Origin of the sequence: Alistipes onderdonkii (assembly GCF_025145285.1) — a bacterium.
Classification (GTDB): Bacteria; Bacteroidota; Bacteroidia; order Bacteroidales; family Rikenellaceae; genus Alistipes; species Alistipes onderdonkii.
Map to the genome: position 1 here is coordinate 1,192,526 of NZ_CP102251.1, position 19,509 is coordinate 1,212,034.

The following is a 19,509-nucleotide window of genomic DNA, read 5'->3' on the forward strand; positions in this document are numbered from 1 at the left end:
CCACCATGGATAATATCAAAAACCACCCCGCACCCGACCAGTTGGATTCGTTCGACAAATATCCGCCGTACTACGGCCAAGACCTCGAACTGGCGTATACGCCCCAACGCTCCGTCTTTACGCTCTGGGCGCCCACCGCGAGCAAAACCCGGCTCAATATCTACTCCTCGGGCGAGGGAGGCAATCCGGAGGAGCAATTGGAAATGGAGCCCTCGGACGACGGAACCTGGCGCATTGCCGTCGAACGCGACCTGAATGGCTCCTTCTATACCTTCCAGATAGAAAAAGAGGGGAAATGGCTCGCCGAAACACCCGGCATCTGGGCGAAGGCGGTCGGCATAAACGGCGATCGGGCGGCCGTGATCGACTGGAACCAGACCAATCCGGAAGGCTGGGAATCGGATCGTGCGCCCGAATTGAAAATGTATTCCGACATTATTCTCTACGAACTGCACCACCGCGATTTCAGCATCGCCCCGGATTCCGGAATCCGCAACAAGGGCAAATTTCTGGCCCTGACCGAAACCGGCACCAAAACCCCCGAAGGCGAGGCATCCGGTCTGGATCACCTCAAGGAACTGGGCGTAACGCATATACACATCCTCCCCTCCTTCGACTATGCGACGGTGGACGAGACAAGGCTGGCGGACAAGACCTACAACTGGGGATACGACCCGAAGAACTACAACGTTCCGGAAGGCAGTTACTCCACCGACCCGGCCAACCCCGTGACGCGCATCCGCGAGTTTAAGGAAATGGTGAAAAGCCTGCATCAGAACGGGATGCGCATCGTCCTCGACGTCGTCTACAACCACACCGCCTCGGTCGATCGTTCGAACTTCAACCTTACCGTCCCGGGCTACTTTTACCGCCAGAATGCCGACGGTTCCTACTCGGACGCCTCGGGCTGCGGCAATGAAACGGCTTCGGAACGCGAAATGGTACGGCATTACATCGTCGAATCCGTCAAATTCTGGGTACAGGAGTACCATATCGACGGGTTCCGGTTCGACCTGATGGGAATACACGATATCGACACGATGAACCGCATCCGGGAAGAACTGACGAAGATCGACCCTACGATCTTCATATACGGCGAAGGATGGCTTGCGGCCGACTCTCCCCTGCCTCCGGAAAAACGGGCGGTACGGGATCACGTCGGTGAAATGGAGGGCATCGCCGTTTTCTGCGACGATTTCCGCGACGCCGTGCGCGGCAGCACGTTCGACGAACAGGCCGCCGGTTATGCCTCCGGGAATATCGTCGGGCATTACGAACCCGTAAAATTCGGGATCGCCGGCGCCACGCAGCATCCGCAAGTGGATTATAACGGACTGTTATACAGCTCTGTGCCATACGCATCCGCCCCTTCGCAGGCAGTCAATTTCGTCGCCAGCCACGACGGTTACACGGTGATCGACAAACTGAGATTTTCCGTCAAGGGCGACCATGCCGACGACGAGCTGCCGCCTATCGACAAACTGGTACACACCATTCTGCTCACGGCACAGGGGGTTCCTTTCATCCGCGCCGGCGAAGAGATGATGCAGGACAAACAGGGGGAACCGAACAGTTTCCGTTCGCCCGACGCCGTCAACAGGATCGACTGGGCCTTGAAAGCCAAAAACCGGGATCTGTTCGATTATGTCCGGGGGCTGATCGCACTTCGGAAAGCACATCCGGCATTCCGGATCCCGACGGCAGAGGGGCTGCAGCAGGGGCTTCATTTCCTTGACACGGGCGACTCCGGAGTGATCGCCTATACGCTGGGAGAATATGCGAACGGCGATGCGTGGAAAGAGATCCTGGTGGCCTATAACGGCAACCGCCACCAAGCCGAGTTCCACATTCCCGAAGCGGATTGGATCGTAGTCTGCCGCGACGGCCGGATCGACCCCGACAGCCGCGACCGCCTGCCCGGCGGCAACACCCGTATAGCGGCCTCCTCGGCCATTATCGCATACCGCGAATAATTTCCGGGCAGTTCATCCTCCCGGGTACAGAATTTGTATTATCCTGATTGTCAACCAAAATTAAAAAACATATGTATTTCTTATGGTATTTACTCATTGGCCTGGCGGCCGGATGGATCGCCAGCCTGATCTTTAAAGGCAGCGGCTCCGGATTGCTGGTCAATCTGATCGTCGGCCTTGTCGGCGGCTTTTTGGGCGGCTGGCTCGTTTCGCTGTTCGGCTGGGTACCGACAGGTACTTTCGGCACCTTCATAGCTTCGGTCATCGGGGCTATCGTGCTGCTGTGGATCGTATCGCTGTTCACACGGCGCAAAACCGTTAAAACATTATAATTATGGAAAATTACTCGAAAGAAGAGCCCGGCACGCTCCGGGAACATGAGGAAAAAGCAGTCCACAAGGCGGAAGAACACGGCCAAAAGGCCAGGCACGACCTGCAGGAAAACATGCAGAAGCTGAAGGACGACGCCCAGGAGACCGCCATCGAGGCGAAAAATGAGGCAAGGACGGGTGTCCGCAAAATGGCCGGCAAAATCGAAGAGGCCGGCACGAAGGCCAAAAATGCGACCAAAGAGGGCATGACCAAAGCCGCACACAAAGTAAAGGAGACGGCCACGCAAGCCTCCAACCGGATCAAGGAGAAGGTGCACTGAGCCCGATGGCCCGACATCGAAAAAGAGAAGTCTGAGACTTCTCTTTTTTTTGCCGCAATATTTCGGGGAAAGGCCGCCACCGGGAACCTATGCCGGCATGAGGATGCCCGGATCGCCGGGGACTTTGCGCATGAAATCGGGCTGTGCGGGTTCGCAGTCCATCGCCTGCTCCGGATAGGGTTTCAGCAACGCGGCGATCTGGCTGTCGGACAGCTCGGGGTGCAGCCAGCACTCTTCGTCGCCGTCTTGCAGAATAACCGGCATCCGGCAATCCCGGTTGTTGATATGGCGCATCATCGGATTCGCTTCGGTGGTTATGACCGAATACGTCATCACGACCTCGTCCGACTCCCGGTCGATCCAGCAGTCGAAAACGCCCGCAAGGGCGACAATAGGCCGATCCCTTACCGTCACGTAGTAGGGGGTCTTCTGCGCCTGCCCGTGGCGCCAACCGAAAAACCCGCTCACGGGGATCAGGCACCTCCTCCGGCGGATCGGGACACGGAACGAAGCGTTTTCAAAAATAGTTTCCGCACGGGCGATGACCGTCTGGTTACGGACCGTCACGGTCTGGGCGGCTTTCCCGATCCAATACGGGATCAGCCCCCAGCGGAAATACTGTATCTGTTCGTCCCTGGTGACGACCGGGTACGGGAGGTGTGAAAATGCACAGACATGGTATGCAGGCCGGAATTTTCTGATCAGATCGGTTTTACGGTCGAAACGCCGGGCCAGTTCTTCGGCCCCGGCGGCAAGGGAGATATGATAACACATGACACACTGGTTTATCCTGTTACGGCCCCGCCGGGCCGACAGCAAAAAAAAGCAGGGAGCACAACTGCGGCCACTCCCTGCGATTTTCACACTGCAAAAGTTATTTCGTTGCCTTCGTGAAGTTACCGTCCTTGTCGAAATCGAGAACCGTCTTGTCCGAAAGCGCTACTTTGTAGCCGTCGGCAGTCGTCTCCATCATGACGATTCGCTGCCCCGGATAAGTGTTGCCTGCGTAGGTCTTGACCTTGGCGGGAATCACGGACATCGGAACCGAACCGTTCTTCATGATAATCTGGCTGCAATCTCCGCTGCCGCCTTCGAAGGAAACCTGGTTACCGCTGTTGAAATAGACGGTGTACTTGTCCCACGACGCCTCGCGGTCCATTTCCACGGCCTTCACTTTTTCGCCCGGGAAATTTTTCTGGATGAATTCCTGCGAATTCTTCGGCAACTTACCGAAATCCACCTTCTGGGGAGCTGCATTCACGGCCAAAGCGATAGCCGCCGATGCGATGAGTAAAAGAATTTTTTTCATAGTATAAAGAATTTAAGTGATGATTGACATACGGACTACCTGCAAACGATATTCCATTGAGGATGAATTCATTAAAAAAATAATCTCCATATTGGGAATCAAATACTTAATGGCCCCCGCCGTGCAGCCGGACACCCTGGATCCGGATCGGCGGGCCGGTTTTTCCCGCACGGCCGATTATTCTAAATGTCTATGCCCGTAAAATATTTGAGCCCATAGCCGATCAGAAAACTGATCCCGGCGATGCCGAAACTCAAAAGTGCCATTTCAAAAAAACGCTGCCTGAAACTTTCGCTGCGCACCACGGCGTAATAGTAATTAAACAGCGCGATCACGGTCAATGCGGCCAGAAGCATAACGCCCAGTGCCATGACGGCATTCGAAAAGAGCAGATAGGGAATTATCAGAATGGCGACTGTCACGAGGTAGGCGGTTCCGGTACAGAGGGCGGCCCGCAGCGGATGCTTCTCCCGGGCAGCGTCCGATTTGGTCGAAAGGTATTCGGAAGCGGCCATCGAAAGGGCGGCGGCGACACCTGTGATGCTGCCCGTAAGCGCCACGAGCCGCGGTTCGTTCAGCGCAAGCGTGAACCCGGCCAGCGCCCCCGTGAATTCGACCAGAGCATCGTTCAGGCCCAATATCACCGAACTCATATAGGACAGCCGCATTGCGCCGGCCAGGTTGGTCAGCTCCTCCCCGTGACGCTTTTCCTCCGAAGCGATCTGAATGAACTCCTCCCCCTCGGCGTACAGGGAATACCCCGCCTCCGTACCCTTCTCACACGACTCCATCTGCCGGACGACAAAAGCCGGCCCCAGCACCCGCATTATCCCCACATACCAGAAAACCCGCTTCGGATCGGGAGCCATTTCGCGTCCCGTCCTGCTTTCCAGGATCGCGCAATGCCGTTTTTCGTCGTGCATGATACGCATCAGGGTCTGCCGGCGATGGGGATCCTTTTCCAGTTCGGCCAGCCGGCGGTAGACTTCGCACAAGGTGCTCTCGTCCCGTTGAAGGTTCAAAAGGTTTTTTGCCATTGCATCCATATTTGCGGGGTAATTCCGCCCAAAGCCTCCGGCGCTGCGGAGTGGCGGGCTTCACAGTCCCCCAATCCGCAAAAAATTTGCCGAAACAGCGTCCGAACCTCCGCAGGAAGAAGGTTTTACCTCGACGGACGGGGTCGAAAAAAAATCCATCCCCGCCTTACTGCGTGTTTTGCAGGAATATCCATCCTCCCGCTTTTTCAATCCATCCAAAAGTATTTTTCATGGCATAAATGATGCACGGAACTGCATTGGAAAGGGTGCCCGGCAACAAATACGAGCATATACCTTAATATAAAAGAACAATAACGGTTTAACCGAGTATTAACTTAATTTAATCATCAATTCCACTATGAAAAAAAAGTACTTTTACCCCGCATTCGCTGCGGCTTTGCTTTTCGCAGGATTCGCCTTTACCGCTTGCGACGACGATGACGACAACAGCGCCCCCGGCACAAAGCCGACAATCAAGTTCGAGAACGTCATCCCGACGAAGAATTACGTCCAGAGTGGCAGCTTTGCCGCCGTCGCCCCCGGGAAAACGACGTCGTTCACCTTCTACGCCGCCAAAGGGCAGCGCCTGATGTTCGCCGCCATGTATTCCAATTCCAACGACCTGTTCTTCGCCCCGGAGAATCCGGGCATCCAGCTCTTCAACGATTCGGGAGTGCCTTATACCGGCATCATTGCCGATGCCGTGAAACTCTGGGACAACGGAACCCGCGTAAACGAACAGCCCGGCCCCAATGTCAATCATCCGGGCGTAGCCCAGGCCGGCGTAGTGACCGAAGTAAAGGGCACGGACTCCGAGGGACACAACTATCCGGCCGCATCGAGCCTGCTCCAGGTGAGCCTGACTTTCGATGCCGCACAGTCGCTGTTCACCTGTACGATCTCCAATATTTCGGCCGGCACGGCGAATGAAACCCCGTTCTCGGGCGGCGTATTCGTCGTATCGAACCTGCTCGACGGCGACCTGGTGATGGACAAGCCGTTCTTCAGCGTCGACCAAAAGTCGAGCGTGGAGCTGACCAAACTGGCCGAAGCGGGCAATGTCGATCCCCTCAAATCGCTTGTCGCCGACCAGACGGGAATCATCACCACGCTGCACGGTGCCATCGTAGTGGTTTACACGGGCAACACCAACCCGATCTACCAGTTGGGGCAGAAGGATGCGCAGCTGGGTCTCTCAGCGCTCGCACAGCGCGGCGATCCGGCGCAGCTGAAAGCTTCGCTCGAAAAAGTCCCGCAGGTACGCAAGATCTACACGCTTACGGACACCGTCCTGCCGGGCAAGAGCATGGAATGCACCTATGAGGCTGCGGCCAACGAAAAAGTGGCGTTCGCAACGATGTTCGGCTATTCGAACGACTGGTTCTTTGCCAACGGCCCCGAACTCAACGCCCTGACCAAAGGCGAGGTGACGAGCAAGACCGTCCTGCTTGACGACGGTACGGCCGTAAGCCAGTATCCCGGAGCCGGCAACGCCCAGTTCGTATTCGGCGGAACCCGGATGCCCGAGGACAAAGCCATCAGCGCTGTGGGCGATACCTTCCCGGTTCCCGCCGTGGACGGGATCGTCAAGATAACGATCTATTAAAGGATCGTCGTGTGTGTCAATTACATCCGGAGCAGTTCCCTGCTCCGGTTTTTAAACCCGCAAAACCATGTCGAACAATAAACCGCAAGAAGGCAACGCCACTGTTGCCGTAGAAAAAAAGACGTCCAAAATCCCCTCGATGGTCTATCTGTGTGCCGGTCTGAGCGCATTGGCTGCCTCTGCCTGCATGATGTGCCGCGGCCGGAAATCCACCGCGCTGCTGGTCGGGCAGTGGGCCGCCCCGCTGCTGATCATGGGGCTTTACAACAAGGTCGTCAAGACCGAAGGGCACGACGGATCCGCAACCGAAACACCTATCAAACCGAATCACTAAAATATTACGATTATGAATAAGAATGACAACATCTACGGCGAGAGCCGTGAGCAGAAAAACGAAATGCAGAACAATTCGAGAACCAACGCCAACACGAACGATCTGGACAGCCGGAGCAACAGCGGCGACAACAGCGGCATGCACGCTGGCGGCACCGCAGGGAGTTCCTATCAGCGGCAGCAGCCGGAGAATCCGTCGCAATACGGATCCAAGACAGGCTCGTACTGGGAAGAAAAAGGTTCCGACAGGGAGCATAGCGCCGAAAACCGGATGAACGAACAGGATCCGGACAAACGGCAGTAGTTACGCCGGCAATGCGGCCGGCAGGAACGGGACGCTCGCAGAAGGCCCTCCCCTCCCGGAGAAAGGCAACCGGGGAGGGGGGGGGGCTGCGACGCCCCTCCCGGGGAAACCCGGCATCCGACATGTTCAACTTAAAACAACGAATCTATGTTTTACCACTCCAAAGAACTCCAGTTCAAAGCGCGGGTATCGAAACCCGATCCCCGCTTCGCACGGCTGCTGCTCGAACAATTCGGCGGCGGCAACGGCGAGCTGAAAGCTGCGATGCAGTACTTCGTGCAGGCCTTCGCCTGCCACAATCCCTATCCGGACAAGTACGATATGCTGATGGATATCGCCACCGAAGAGCTGGGACACCTCGAAATCGTCGGGGCCACGATCCAGATGCTCCTCGCAGGCGTAAACGGCAACCTCAAAGATGCGGCCGAGCGAAACGACGTCTTCGGCGAAGGCATTTCGAAGGACGACTTCATCCATTCGGCCTTTTCGGTCAACCCTCAGTTCGGCGTGCTGACGGGCGGCGGGCCGCGCCTCACCGACAGCAACGGCGTCCCCTGGCAAGGCTCCTATGTCAATGCCAACAGCGACCTGACGGTCGACCTGCGTTCGGACATCGCCGCCGAATCGCGCGCCAAGATCGTCTACGAATACCTGATGCAGTTCACCGACGACAAGGACGTGCTCGCGACACTCAATTTCCTGATGACACGCGAAGTGGCGCATTTCCAGCAGTTCGAGGCGGCACTGGACACCATCCAGCCCAATTTCCCGCCCGGTGTGCTGCAAAGCGACCCGCGTTACAGCAACATCTACTCCAACCACTCGATGGGCGAGGATGCCCGCGGGCCGTGGAACGAAGGCGAAAGCACCGGCCTGGGCGAAGAGTGGCTGTATGTCGAAAATCCGCGCCAGCAAGTACTCGAAACCGACGGGCTCACCGACCTCGAACCGCAGGGCACGCCCCGCACGGAGGCTTCGGTGCGCAGCGCGGACAAGAAGCTCAGCAGGCAGCGCAGCAGCGAAATCCGCAAGGCGACGCCGGAGAAAAACCTCCAGTGGAGCCAGTACGGTTCGCAGGACGCCAAGGCACCCCGGCGCCAGCCGGTCGGGCAGGAGTGACGCCCCCGCCGGCCTGCAGGTGAGAGCGCCCCGGAATTTCCCCGGGGCGTTCATCCTGTTTAGCATGTCCTTTGCAACGAAAACGCGTAAACATTAAACATATATCGGCTTTATGAAAAACGGAGTAATGATGCAGTATTTCGAATGGAATCTGCCCAACGACGGTAAATTATGGGTGCACCTGAAAGAGGATGCCAAACACCTGCACGACATCGGCATCACGTCGGTCTGGATACCGCCGGCCTACAAGGCCGACGAACAACAGGACGAGGGATACGCCGTGTACGACCTGTACGATTTGGGGGAGTTCGACCAGAAAGGGACTGTCCGCACCAAGTACGGCACGCGGCACGAACTGGAAGAAGCGGTCGCGGCGCTCCACGAGAACGGGATAGCAGTCTACCTCGACACGGTGATGAACCAGAAGACAGGTGCCGACTATACCGAGAAATTCATGGCCTGCGAGGTTGATCCCGAGAACCGCGAGCAGGTGATCGGCGCGCCCGTCGAAGTCGAGGGGTGGACGGGATACTCCTTTCCGGGACGCGGCGACAAATATTCTCCCTTCAAATGGCACTGGTACCACTTCTCGGGAACCGACCAGGTTTACGAGACCGGCAAACGGGCCATCTACCTCATCCAGGGCGAAGGCAAGAAGTGGAGCGAAGGCGTCGACGGCGAGAACGGGAACTACGATTTCCTGATCTTCAACGACGTGGACTTCGACCATCCCGAAGTGACCGAAGAAATGAAACGCTGGGGCGTATGGATCGCCCAAACGCTCGACGCGGACGGCATGCGCCTCGACGCGCTCAAACACATCAAGAATGCCTTCATCGCCGACTTCATGCACAACGTCCGGGCTTCGCGGGGCAAAGAGTTCTACGCCGTCGGTGAGTACTGGAGCGGCGATTTCGAGTCGCTGGAGGCCTACCTCGACGCCGTAGACCACCAGATCGACCTGTTCGACGCGCCGCTTCACTTCAAACTTTTCACGGCATCGCAGCAGGGCCTCGACTTCGACATGCGGACGCTGCTCGACGACACGCTCGTGCAGAAATACCCCACGCTGGCCGTGACGTTCGTGGACAACCACGACTCGCAGCGCGGCAGCTCGCTCGAATCGCAGGTCAAATCGTGGTTCAAACCGCTGGCGTACGGACTGATCCTGCTGATGAAAGAGGGGTACCCCTGCGTCTTCTACGGCGATTATTACAGCATGAAAGGCGAAGGGTCGCCCCACCGTCCCATCCTCGATATTCTGCTCGATGCCCGTCGCTCCCGCGCCTTCGGCGAACAGACGGATTATTTCGACCATCCCAATACGGTAGGTTTCACCCGCTCGGGCGACGCACAACATCCGGATTCCGGCCTGGCACTGCTCCTTTCCAACGGCGAGGACGGCGAAAAAGTGATGTCCGTAGGCGTAATGCATGCCAACGAAACGTGGCATGAGATCACCGGAAGCTACGACGACGAACTGACCATCGGCGACGACGGGAAGGCCCTTTTCAAAGTACACGGAGGCAAATTAGCCGTTTGGGTACGAAAAAAGGATTGATTCGCATAGCATTTCCCGGCTGAGCATCATCCACTTCGGGCTCCGGTAAATATTCCGTAAATATTCGGTATCTATTTTGTGTTGTCAGCTATACCGTACATCCCGGCGGGGAGATGCGGTACAGGCTGGCTTTCAACCGCATGGCTTCGGCCCTTCGGCTGGCGGGCAGCATTTATGTCTCACTTAATTCTTTAAAAGTCATGAAAGAGTCTAACAACAAAACCTCCGGCCATACACAGTCCGGACAAAGCAAATCGGCGGAAAAGTCGTCGCGTACGACCACTTCGCGCACCAGCTCGGCGAGCCGGGGAACCGCAAGCAGCCAGTCGTCCGGTTCAGGGCGCACTTCGCGCAGCAACAATCCCGAAGGCCATAACCAGTACACGAAAAAATCGCAGGACAATCGCTAACAATGCAATTTGTTCTTCGATAGTGTGTCGCAAGGGACTGCCTAACATGTTTTAGGCAGTCCCGTTTTCATTCACCCGGCCCTGACGAACCCTGCCCGGATAAATATTGCAGATACGGTTTAAAATGACGATCTTTGCCGGGGATAAAGAACGGAACCTCGCAAACACGGTTATGGACTGGCTGCTCAACTTAGGATACCTGGGGCTGTTTCTCGGCACCTTCCTGGCCGGCACGGTGCTGCCGCTCAGCTCGGACATACTGCTTGTCGGGATGCTCGCGGCAAAAGCCGCCCCCCTGATATGCCTGCCCGTGGCGGCCGTCGGAAATTGGCTGGGAGCGATGACTTCCTACTGGCTCGGATGGTATGCCAAGTGGGAATGGCTCGAAAAATGGTTCAGGATAAAGCCCGACACGCTCCGCAGGCAGCAGGAACGGGTCGACAAATACGGCGTATGGCTTGCGATGGTCTTTTGGGCCCCCTTCATCGGCATGGTCTGCATGATCGCCCTGGGGGTATACAAGGTACGCCCCCGGACGACGGCACTCCTGGCGCTGGCCGGCTCCTTCCTCCGGTTTTCATTCTGGATACTGCTCCAGACCGTCTGGCAGCAATAACCCGGCCGGCTGCGGGCAAACCGCCGCATTGCACCCACCCAGGGACAGGCCGCCCGTCCCGCCGAAGGAAAAACGGCAATTTTTGGTAAAATCTGAAAATAATTATTACCTTTGCGAACCGAAAGGAGAGGTGCAGGAGTGGTTGAACTGGCCCGCCTGGAAAGCGAGTAAACCCCTAAAGGGTTTCAGGGGTTCGAATCCCCTCCTCTCCGCAGGATGATCCGCCTGACCGCAGGATCGACAGACAAAGACCGACCGGCAAGTCTGTGCTTTTATAAAATCGCCTCTATTACAGATTTCTATCATCTGTAATAGAGGCGATTTTTCATTTCAGACCTGTCAGACTACCGATCCGTCCGACGTCGTTCCCGCACAAAAAACATACGGCAACCTGAAATGAACAGAAAACCCTCCGTTCCAAACGAACGGATAAACAATATATTAGCATCGCAAACAAAAACATCCATTATCTACCTAAATTCAGTTTATTATGAAAAAACTATTTCTTTGTTTCGCACTGGTGGGAATGGCATCGACACTATGTGCACAAGAACGCGGCGACATGCTCGTTTCCGGATCGCTTTCGTGGAGTTCGTCCAGTACGAAAACCACCGTTTCCTCCACTTCGGAAACAACGAAAGGCTCTCGAAGCTTCGAATTCGCACCCCAGTTCCACTATTTCGTGATCAACAAGCTCTCCGTAGGTTTGGGAATCGGTTACTCGCTCGAAAAAGACCCGAACGGACGAACCGGTGGCGACGACGAACAACTCTTCGACAAGAAGGGATTGTTCTATTTCCAACCGGTGGCCAGCTATTACATTCCACTGGGCAAGAAATTCTACTATGTACCCCGCTTCTACATCGGCTTTGGCTTTGGCAAAAACAAATCGGAACTCACCAGTAAAGAGGTCTCCGAAGAAGACGCGTCGCGGTTCCGGGTCGGAATTTCAGCTCTCAACTTCGAATTCCGACCGGCCGACCGCATCGGCATCATGTTCAACGCAGGCGATCTGGGCTATCAGACTACCGTCATCAAACAAGACGGCGACAACAAAGTATCCAACCGGGACTTCTCGCTCGGCCTGAACGTCGGTGCGACGATCGCATTCAATTACTATTTCTGATACGTACGACAACAGCCGGATGTTTGGCCTCATCCCCTGCCGCCCCCGGAAGCGGCAGGGGAATAATCCCGGGTCGAAGCTCCGAAACAATGTAACAATTTATCGAAAGCCGAAATCCCAACGACTCAAACACCCCGGAAATCATAAACAAACGGAACCGATGAAACTAATCAATATTGCCAGATCCATATTGGTAATCGGATACGTCATGCTTGTATCGTGCAGCAGCGACGAAGGTGGAGAAAGCGGCAATGGGCCGCAGGCAACCGGCCAGGAACTCGAACGGCAACTCCTGGACACACATTGGAAACTGGCCAGGGAAACCAAAGTAGAAGACGGCACTGAAAAAGTTCTGAATAACCCCTACGTATTGAATACAATAACATTTTCGGGCGAAACCGACCGTGCATGGCACTACCTGTACCTGAACAACACCCATTCAGGCTGGTGGTGGATCGACGGGGAAATGATCCGTTGCCAATGGGACACGGGAGACCCCAAGACGAACGGAGCATACAGCATGGCCTTCGGCTTCGGACACAGCCGCATCGGAAAAATGACGGACTCGGAACTGGTAATGATAGCCGACTACGACACGCATAGCAACTATTTCTATTATGTGTCAACTTCCGGAAGCGGATCGGATCCGGGCTCCCCGGCAGAAAAGCCCGATATCGGGTTTTACGATTTTACGGCGACCAAAACCTCGGTAACCGTAACCTATAAGATTTACAACAAGGATGAAGCGAAGGTTTCGGACGCCAAGATATATTACGGCACCTCCTCCAACCCCACAACGGGTAAGAACGCCTCGGTAAACGGCACCCTCATCAAAGCGACGATCAGCGGACTGAAAGCCGGGACGACCTATTACGTAAAGTGCCGAGCCACGGGTGCCGGAGGTACGACGACGAGCGAAACGAGCCGGGTCATAACCGCCTATTAGCAGATGGGAGCCGACATTGCCGGCCAGGAAATCCTCGACAACTATATCATAAAAAAGGGAATTGGCAACGACTAACGGTCGTTGCCAATTCCCTTTTCTGTGCACTCTGCTCCATCCTGAAATCCAGCCCCGCGGCGGTCAGCGGATGAAATGCGTCCACACCCGTTCTTCGGGTTCCGGGGCCAGACGGGGGCCGACGCCGGCCTTCAGCAGTTGCGCCATGTTCCTCGCCAGCACCCGCATCGTCTGCAAGCCTTCGGCATCTTCGTGCGCCTCGCCCGGCACCCGTCCGTGTACGCTGTTCCAATACTGCGACGGCACGACGGGCATATTCGAAATCGTAAAATACTTGTTCAGGCGGTCGAACGTCGCGCTCGCCCCGCCACGGCGGCAGACAGCCACGGCAGCGGCAGGCTTGTAGGCCAGATCGCGGCCGCACGAATAAAACACGCGGTCGAGCAGCGCGCAAAGCGAACCGTTCGGCCCAGCATAATAGACCGGCGAGCCGACCACAAGGCCGTCGGCCTCGGCAAGCTTCTCCCGCACGGCGGTATACACGGCATCGGAAAAGACGCAATGCCCCAGTTCCGCACATTTCCCGCAGGCGATACAACCCTGCATGGCCCTCGTCCCGATGTGGACGATCTCCGTCCCGATGCCTTGGGCTTCGAGCGTCCGGGCAACCTCGGACAAGGCGATAAAAGTGTTCCCCTCCCTGTGGGGGCTGCCGTTTATAAGCAATACGTTCATAGTGGTAATGTTTGTGTCCATGCAAAGATAGTTTTTTTTTTGGCATAACTTACACCGCTGCATGTTCCCTGCCGGAGGGGATTCCCCGCCCGGAATGCGCCCGGCATATCGCACCCTGCGCATCGGGAGGGGAGGAGCTCCACAGGCAGCAATCCGCAGCCGGGATGCCCCGGGAAAAACAGGGCGGCATCCTGTGCCGCCCTGTCCGTTGCCCTAATCCTGGAAAGAGGCCCGGTCGAGCCAGTCGAGGCGCGCCGTCAGCCACTCCTTCATCGCCCGAACCTCCTGCCGGAACGCGGTTTTCACCTCGCTGTCCGCCGCTCCCTCCGGTTTCAGGTTATGCCACAGCCGGTTATCTTCGACGACCGAAGCCTCGGCATAGGCGGCCTCGCCGTCCACCTGCGCCAGGATGACGGCGAGGTTGGACTTGAAATAGCCGATGCGTTCCTTGACTTTCCGCACGAAGGCCGGATCCTGCAGCATCCGCTCGAACCACGGCGATTCGCGGTTCCAGTACCCTTCGGGGCCGCGCCCGTCCGTACCGTTCCACTTCGTATTGCCCATGCAGATGTCGAAATCCCAGATCGGCCCCATGTTCAGCTTCCCGCCGGGCGCGATATTCATATAGCAGCTCGTATAGAGCGACGCGTCGTTGGTCTTGGTGATCTCGCTGATCACGTACCAGTCCACATACGTATCGACGTTCAGGTACTTGGCATACCCCGTTTCGGGATCGGCGAAATCCGCACCGTAGAGGGCATTCTCCGCTTCGTTGACGTAATTCCTGATCCATTCGTATTGCGGGCTCCCGGGCTCCACATCGGGGTCTTTGATATTCATCAGGATACGCTCCGTGCGGAAATAAACGTCGTCCGGATCCAGGCGGTCGAGCTGGTCGGCCTCGAGCAGGTATCCCTCGTCGGTCACGTTCACCCGGTCTTCGGAGATCTTCATGTGCTCGCAAAGCTGGTAGGTGCCGTTGTAACGGTCATTGAGGAAAACATCGACGAAATGGGTCGTCGGCGTAAACTCCAGACAGCTCAGGCGGCCGATCGCATAGGCCGTCGCATTGCGTATCCCGCAGGCGTTGTCCATATAGTTGGCCAGCAGCACCCACGACTTGTCCTTGGGTTCGCCCAACAGGGACTGTTTCTTGTCGAATTTCAGCCGGTAAGGTTTCTTCGGCATGCCCCACGTACTGTTCCCGCGCCCTTTGATATTGACATCGCCCCTGAAAACGCCCGGCGGACGGAGCCCGTTGTTATCCACGACTTTAAGCGACGCGGCCACATATTCCTCCTTCGAGACGACCGGTATTCCGCCGGTGTCGATATAAACCACGGGCAGCCCCGTGAAGCTGACCAGGCTGACCCTGTATTCCCGCTCCTCGCCGCCTTTGTTCCTGACCGTCAGCACGACCGGGCCCGAAAAATCCACCTCGGTTTCTCCGCTGGCGATCTCCTGCGACCCCATATAAACCCCCTCGCCTTCGAATTCGAACTCGGGGACGAGCACCTTGTTCTCCACCACGAATGAAGTCCTGCCGGAAATAATGCCGTCACCGACCTCCAGCACCACATCCTGCGGCAATTTCGCCGCATTCGCCGCCGTCAGGAACCGGAACGACTTGATGACGGGCGAGAGTTCTTCCGCGGCCCCCTGCGTCACCGTAACGGTTTTCACCGTCCCGTCCGCCCCCGTCAACGTGATTAGCGCCTCGCGCCCCTTGAGGGCGTTGTTGCCATCCACGCCGACCCTGAAGGTCTTTCCCTCGCACGGCTCGTTCAGGACATCCGCGCCCAGCACGTAGCACCACTCGGCACTGACCCGGAGGCGCCATTGCTGCGGGCTGGAAACCACCAGGTCGAGGGTCGATTTCCCGGCCGGGAAATCAAGGGTTTCCGTAGATAACCGTATTCCGGGAGCGGGGTCGTCGCCCTCGCTGCACGCCTGTTGGGCGAAAAACACCGCCAGCGCGGCGACGATGCCGATCAGTTTTTTCATAATTCTAAATTTGAGATTAAGCCGACGCACAATTAAAACCCGTAAAAATCAAAATTACACAAATATAACCATAATTATGAAAAAACACGATCCCATGTCAGAAATAATAAACAAGCCGCAGCCGCCTGTCGTCAGAAGCGGTTGCAAGGCACTGCCGTCCTTTCGCAGGGTTCCGGCCGGGACGGGAAAACCGGGCACAAAAAAAGGGGATTCCCGCAAGAATCTCCCTCACTCTCATGCCCGACAAAATTATTTGTTGCAGCACGCTCCTTCGGCTTTCTCGGCGCAGCACGACTTGGTCGAATCGCACTTCTCGGCACAGCAGGATTTGGACGAGTCACATGCCTCGGCATCGCACTTCGCGTCGCAGCCGGCACAAGCCGAAGCTTCGGTCGCAACGGCGGCAGCCTCGCCCTGGGCAGCCTTCTTGTTCGAATTACCGCAGCAGCTTACCATTGCAACGGCAGCCATTACGACAATAAAGGAAAAGATCTTTTTCATAGCGTCAAAGGTTTAATAATTAGTTATTCCGTAACGTCGCAAAGATATATATTCGCAAGAATATTGCAAATAAAAAATTTCAATATTTTCAAGGTGTTCGCATGTTTTCGACAAGCCGGGACAGCGGCTGCCTGCAGACTATGCCAGGCGCAGAAAACGAAGAAGGGAATTCAACTTTTCAGTTCAAAAGGTCTGCCATGGAGAACTCCTCGCTCTTGACGAAGGCCTTGGGGAAAGTCGATGCTATCTTGCCTTTCAGGATGATGGCCTCCTCGGCCGTCAGGCAGTTTCCCACCGCGACCTTGAAATAGGGATTCTCGTACACCGGGTATACCATGATCCCGGGATAGGTCTCCTTGAAGAGGGCTTCCGCGGCAAAGGCCCCGGCGCGGGCATCCTGCCCGTTATCGAAGAAGATGCAGACCCTGTAACCGCGCAGCCGCAGGCGCTGCCCCACGCGCGAAGCGTCGTCGACGGCCTTCTCCGCATCGCCGTACTCGGTGACGGTGACCCTGGCCGTGCCGAACGCAGCGTCGGAGACCACCGGGGCGGCCAGGCGCTCCTTGAAGGCATCGAGCGACTGCGCCCGCAGCGGAGCGAAAGCCGCTGCGGCGAAAATCACCGCTATGAAAGTCGTCAGTCTGCGCATTACTCGTCCAGATAGTTTTTCACGTCCTGCAAGGACAGCCCAAAGATATTCAAAAATTCCGACAACGGCACCATCTCTTCCGAATTTTTTACCGAAGCCGGCCCCCCGCGCCCCTCGACCGCAAACGAAACGGCGACCTGCGAAATATCGTCCTCGCGGATTTTTTTCACCATCACGTAATAGGCCATCGGGTCGGTAGTCCTCACGCGCCACAGCGACGTGAAACTGCCGGTCGTCCGGCGCGGCACCTCGACACGGCCGTGGAGGGTGATGCTCATCACGCGGCTCCCGGCGTAGAAGAGATCGACCTTCGCACGCTCCAGCACCAGTTTGTACCCCGTGCCGTTCTTCACGCGCACTACGGCCTCGGCGCCGCCCATCCCCTTGCGTTCGACCTTTTCGACCGCTTCCAGACGGATATTGCGCCGGGCCTTCTCGACCGCCCGGCGGCACGAAACCATCGGCAGCACCATCGCCGTGAGCAATATGCAGTATAACCATTTCCTCATCGCTGGCCGGTATATATCTGCGCGATCCCGAAACTCTGGCTCCGGGCCCGGCAGCCGCGGAACCCCGCCCGCTCCATCATGGACATGAACTCCGCGGGCGCAGGGAACTCCCCGACCGAGGCAGGCAGGTATTCGTAGGCACGCTTATCCTTCGACACCATGCCGCCGATGCGCGGCAGTATCTTATAGGTATAGAACTCGTACAGCACCCGGAACAGCCGGTTGCGGGGACGCGAGAACTCCAGTATAACGACCTTGCCCCCGGGTTTTATTGTGCGGGCCATCTCGCGCAGGCCGGCCTCCAGGTCGCCGAAGTTGCGCACGCCGAACGCTACGGTCACCACGTCGACCGAAGCGTCCGAGACTCGCAGGTGCTCCGCGTCGCCCACATCGAGCACGACCCGCTCGTCGAGGCCGCGGGCGGCGACCTTGCAGCGCGCCACGTCGAGCATCTTTTCCGAGAGGTCGACGCCCAGCACATGCACGTCCCGTATGCGGCGTGCCATCTCGATCGCCAGGTCGCCCGTACCGGTCGCCACGTCCAGGATACGGTGCGGGCGGCTGCGGCGCACGATGCGCACCACGCGGCGGCGCCAGATGCGGTCGATGTTCATCGAGAGCGTATGGTTCAGCAGGTCGTATTTGGGTGCTAAGTTGTCGAACATTTCGCGCACCTCCTCCTTCTTGGTCTGTCCGGTGTTATAGGGTTTCACGGTCATTCGTAACGGATTGATTCGTCGGGTTTCACGGTCGATACTATATAGGTCGGCACCACGAGCAGCGCGACGATCGCCGCCACGGCACCGGCATTCAGCGCCAGCCACCAGCCCCACCCCAGCGAAATAGGGACTTCGGAGAGCAGGTACCCCTCGGAACTGAGCCGCACGACATGGAAATACCGCTGCACGAAGCACAGCCCCAGCCCCACGGCATTCCCCCACGCCAGGCCGCGCAGGGTGATGAACGACGCCCGCCACAGGAACACCTGCCGCAGCTGGCCGTTGCGCATGCCGAAGGCCTTGAGCAGGCCGATCATCCGCGTGCGTTCGAGCACGAGGATCAGCAGCGCCGAGGTCATGTTGAAAAAAGCCACCACGAGCATGATGACGATTATCACGGCGGCATTCACGTCGTGCGCCTTGAGCCAGTCGAAGATGCTGGCATAAAGTTCCGTCACGCTCGTGACGGCCAGGTTCGCCGTGGCGTCGTCCTCGTCGTAGAGGAGCGTATGCCCCAGCCTGCGGGCGAAATCGTCCGCCCCGGCCAGGTCGTCGGTAAAGACCTCGTATCCCGAAATCTCGTCCGGCGCCCAGTCCGAGAGGCGCTGCACGTTGCGCAGATCGGTCAGGATGACCGTGTTGTCCATCTCGTCCATCCCCGACGAGTAAATCCCCGCCACCTTGAACCGGTCGCGGCGCGGCGTGTCGCCGGCCTCGACGAAGAGCATCTCCACGCGGTCGCCCACGCCGAGCATCAGCCGGTCGGCCAGGCTGCGCGAAAGCAGGATGTCCTTCGTGCGGATCGAATCCCCCACGCGGGGCAAATCCCCGTCGACGAGCCATCCGCGGAAGGCCGACCAGTCGTAGGCCGTATCCACCCCCTTGAGCATCACCTCTCCCACGGCGTCGGCCGTACGGACGATGCCGCCCTTGACGGCGTACGGAGCCATCGAAGCGAATCCCCGGGTCGAGCGGATCAGCCCTTCGGTGCGGGCGCTGCGGTGCACGGGCTCCGAATCGAGCGTCCCGACACCCCGCACGTCGGTCACGACGGCATGCGCCACAAAGGCCGTTACCTTGCGTGCCACCTCGTGCTTGAACCCCATGATCACGGCCATGGCCAGGATCATTACCGCCACGCTCAACGCCACGGAAATCACGGCGATACGCTCCATCACCCCGGGTTTGTTATCCGGGGTGTGCTGCGCCGTCCGGCGGGCGATGAAAAAGGCGAGGTTCACGGCTGCTGATTTTGCTGGAAAATTTATGCAAAGAAACACAATTATTTCGTATTTTTGTCCGAAATAACCCAATTAAATTGGAAGCTCCGCTTCGTGCAGGCGGGATCCGGGGGGGGGTACGGACACGAAACCCTGCAGTTCCGG

At 57.4% G+C, this 19,509-nt stretch carries 22 protein-coding genes and 1 tRNA gene; 13 read left to right on the forward strand and 10 right to left on the reverse strand.

Going from position 1 to position 19,509, the window contains the following annotated elements; genetic code table 11:
- Positions 1 to 5: 5 nt before the first annotated feature.
- The 3 genes from pulA to NQ559_RS04985 all read left to right on the forward strand — a co-directional run bounded on the left by pulA (position 6) and on the right by NQ559_RS04985 (position 2,625).
- Entirely contained in the window at positions 6 to 1,973 is a 1,968-nt protein-coding gene (gene pulA / locus NQ559_RS04975) for a type I pullulanase (protein ID WP_018696418.1), read from the forward strand.
- Between the two features lie 71 nt (positions 1,974 to 2,044).
- Entirely contained in the window at positions 2,045 to 2,305 is a 261-nt protein-coding gene (locus NQ559_RS04980; protein WP_018696419.1) for a GlsB/YeaQ/YmgE family stress response membrane protein, read from the forward strand.
- Positions 2,306 to 2,307: 2 nt separating this feature from the next.
- Positions 2,308 to 2,625: a hypothetical protein gene (locus NQ559_RS04985; RefSeq protein ID WP_018696420.1), complete on the forward strand. Its 318-nt coding sequence runs from the start codon at positions 2,308 to 2,310 to the stop codon at positions 2,623 to 2,625.
- Positions 2,626 to 2,712: 87 nt separating this feature from the next.
- Here the strand turns inward: NQ559_RS04985 and NQ559_RS04990 are convergent, their stop codons facing one another.
- From NQ559_RS04990 to NQ559_RS05000, 3 genes are all read right to left on the reverse strand, one after another.
- Positions 2,713 to 3,399 carry an SOS response-associated peptidase gene (locus tag NQ559_RS04990; RefSeq protein ID WP_018696421.1) on the reverse strand — a complete coding sequence of 229 codons (687 nt, stop codon included), beginning with the start codon at positions 3,397 to 3,399 and terminating at the stop codon, positions 2,713 to 2,715.
- Positions 3,400 to 3,499: 100 nt separating this feature from the next.
- Entirely contained in the window at positions 3,500 to 3,934 is a 435-nt protein-coding gene (locus NQ559_RS04995) for a PepSY-like domain-containing protein (RefSeq protein ID WP_022332401.1), read from the reverse strand.
- Between the two features lie 182 nt (positions 3,935 to 4,116).
- Positions 4,117 to 4,971 carry a VIT1/CCC1 transporter family protein gene (locus tag NQ559_RS05000; RefSeq protein ID WP_018696423.1) on the reverse strand — a complete coding sequence of 285 codons (855 nt, stop codon included), beginning with the start codon at positions 4,969 to 4,971 and terminating at the stop codon, positions 4,117 to 4,119.
- A 358-nt stretch (positions 4,972 to 5,329) separates the two neighbouring features.
- Here NQ559_RS05000 and NQ559_RS05005 point away from each other — a divergent pair, with 358 nt between their 5' ends.
- The 10 genes from NQ559_RS05005 (at position 5,330) to NQ559_RS05050 (ending at position 12,992) form a co-directional block, all read left to right on the forward strand.
- A complete protein-coding gene (locus NQ559_RS05005) occupies positions 5,330 to 6,577 on the forward strand; it encodes a spondin domain-containing protein (protein ID WP_026318474.1) in 1,248 nt (415 codons plus the stop codon).
- A 67-nt stretch (positions 6,578 to 6,644) separates the two neighbouring features.
- Complete coding sequence (locus tag NQ559_RS05010; RefSeq protein WP_018696425.1) at positions 6,645 to 6,911, forward strand: hypothetical protein; 267 nt, start codon at positions 6,645 to 6,647, stop codon at positions 6,909 to 6,911.
- Between the two features lie 12 nt (positions 6,912 to 6,923).
- A complete protein-coding gene (locus NQ559_RS05015) occupies positions 6,924 to 7,214 on the forward strand; it encodes a hypothetical protein (RefSeq protein WP_018696426.1) in 291 nt (96 codons plus the stop codon).
- A gap of 147 nt (positions 7,215 to 7,361) precedes the next feature.
- Positions 7,362 to 8,333: a manganese catalase family protein gene (locus NQ559_RS05020; RefSeq protein WP_018696427.1), complete on the forward strand. Its 972-nt coding sequence runs from the start codon at positions 7,362 to 7,364 to the stop codon at positions 8,331 to 8,333.
- A gap of 112 nt (positions 8,334 to 8,445) precedes the next feature.
- Positions 8,446 to 9,894, forward strand: a complete 1,449-nt coding sequence (locus NQ559_RS05025) for an alpha-amylase (protein WP_026318475.1) — start codon at positions 8,446 to 8,448, stop codon at positions 9,892 to 9,894.
- Between the two features lie 200 nt (positions 9,895 to 10,094).
- Entirely contained in the window at positions 10,095 to 10,304 is a 210-nt protein-coding gene (locus NQ559_RS05030) for a hypothetical protein (protein ID WP_018696429.1), read from the forward strand.
- A 124-nt stretch (positions 10,305 to 10,428) separates the two neighbouring features.
- Positions 10,429 to 10,920: a YqaA family protein gene (locus NQ559_RS05035; protein WP_018696430.1), complete on the forward strand. Its 492-nt coding sequence runs from the start codon at positions 10,429 to 10,431 to the stop codon at positions 10,918 to 10,920.
- A gap of 124 nt (positions 10,921 to 11,044) precedes the next feature.
- A tRNA-Ser gene (locus NQ559_RS05040) sits at positions 11,045 to 11,132 on the forward strand.
- A 278-nt stretch (positions 11,133 to 11,410) separates the two neighbouring features.
- A complete protein-coding gene (locus NQ559_RS05045) occupies positions 11,411 to 12,046 on the forward strand; it encodes an outer membrane beta-barrel protein (RefSeq protein ID WP_083923870.1) in 636 nt (211 codons plus the stop codon).
- Between the two features lie 160 nt (positions 12,047 to 12,206).
- Positions 12,207 to 12,992 (forward strand): fibronectin type III domain-containing protein, encoded by a 786-nt coding sequence (locus tag NQ559_RS05050; protein WP_154654047.1) that lies wholly within the window; start codon positions 12,207 to 12,209, stop codon positions 12,990 to 12,992.
- Between the two features lie 138 nt (positions 12,993 to 13,130).
- Here NQ559_RS05050 and NQ559_RS05055 read toward each other — a convergent pair whose 3' ends face one another.
- The 7 genes from NQ559_RS05055 to NQ559_RS05085 all read right to left on the reverse strand — a co-directional run bounded on the left by NQ559_RS05055 (position 13,131) and on the right by NQ559_RS05085 (position 19,365).
- A complete protein-coding gene (locus NQ559_RS05055; protein WP_018696433.1) occupies positions 13,131 to 13,742 on the reverse strand; it encodes a flavodoxin family protein in 612 nt (203 codons plus the stop codon).
- Between the two features lie 213 nt (positions 13,743 to 13,955).
- Positions 13,956 to 15,746, reverse strand: coding sequence for a CotH kinase family protein (locus tag NQ559_RS05060; protein WP_018696434.1), 1,791 nt, complete (start codon positions 15,744 to 15,746; stop codon positions 13,956 to 13,958).
- 249 nt (positions 15,747 to 15,995) lie between these two features.
- A complete protein-coding gene (locus NQ559_RS05065; protein WP_026318477.1) occupies positions 15,996 to 16,247 on the reverse strand; it encodes a hypothetical protein in 252 nt (83 codons plus the stop codon).
- 178 nt (positions 16,248 to 16,425) lie between these two features.
- Complete coding sequence (locus tag NQ559_RS05070) at positions 16,426 to 16,896, reverse strand: hypothetical protein (protein WP_018696436.1); 471 nt, start codon at positions 16,894 to 16,896, stop codon at positions 16,426 to 16,428.
- Positions 16,896 to 17,405 carry a hypothetical protein gene (locus tag NQ559_RS05075; protein WP_032134876.1) on the reverse strand — a complete coding sequence of 170 codons (510 nt, stop codon included), beginning with the start codon at positions 17,403 to 17,405 and terminating at the stop codon, positions 16,896 to 16,898. The genes NQ559_RS05070 and NQ559_RS05075 overlap by 1 nt, the downstream gene beginning before the upstream one ends.
- Positions 17,402 to 18,118, reverse strand: a complete 717-nt coding sequence (ubiE, locus tag NQ559_RS05080; RefSeq protein WP_026318478.1) for a bifunctional demethylmenaquinone methyltransferase/2-methoxy-6-polyprenyl-1,4-benzoquinol methylase UbiE — start codon at positions 18,116 to 18,118, stop codon at positions 17,402 to 17,404. The genes NQ559_RS05075 and ubiE overlap by 4 nt, the downstream gene beginning before the upstream one ends.
- Positions 18,119 to 18,120: 2 nt before the next feature.
- A complete protein-coding gene (locus NQ559_RS05085; protein WP_018696439.1) occupies positions 18,121 to 19,365 on the reverse strand; it encodes an ABC transporter permease in 1,245 nt (414 codons plus the stop codon).
- Positions 19,366 to 19,509: the final 144 nt, after the last annotated feature.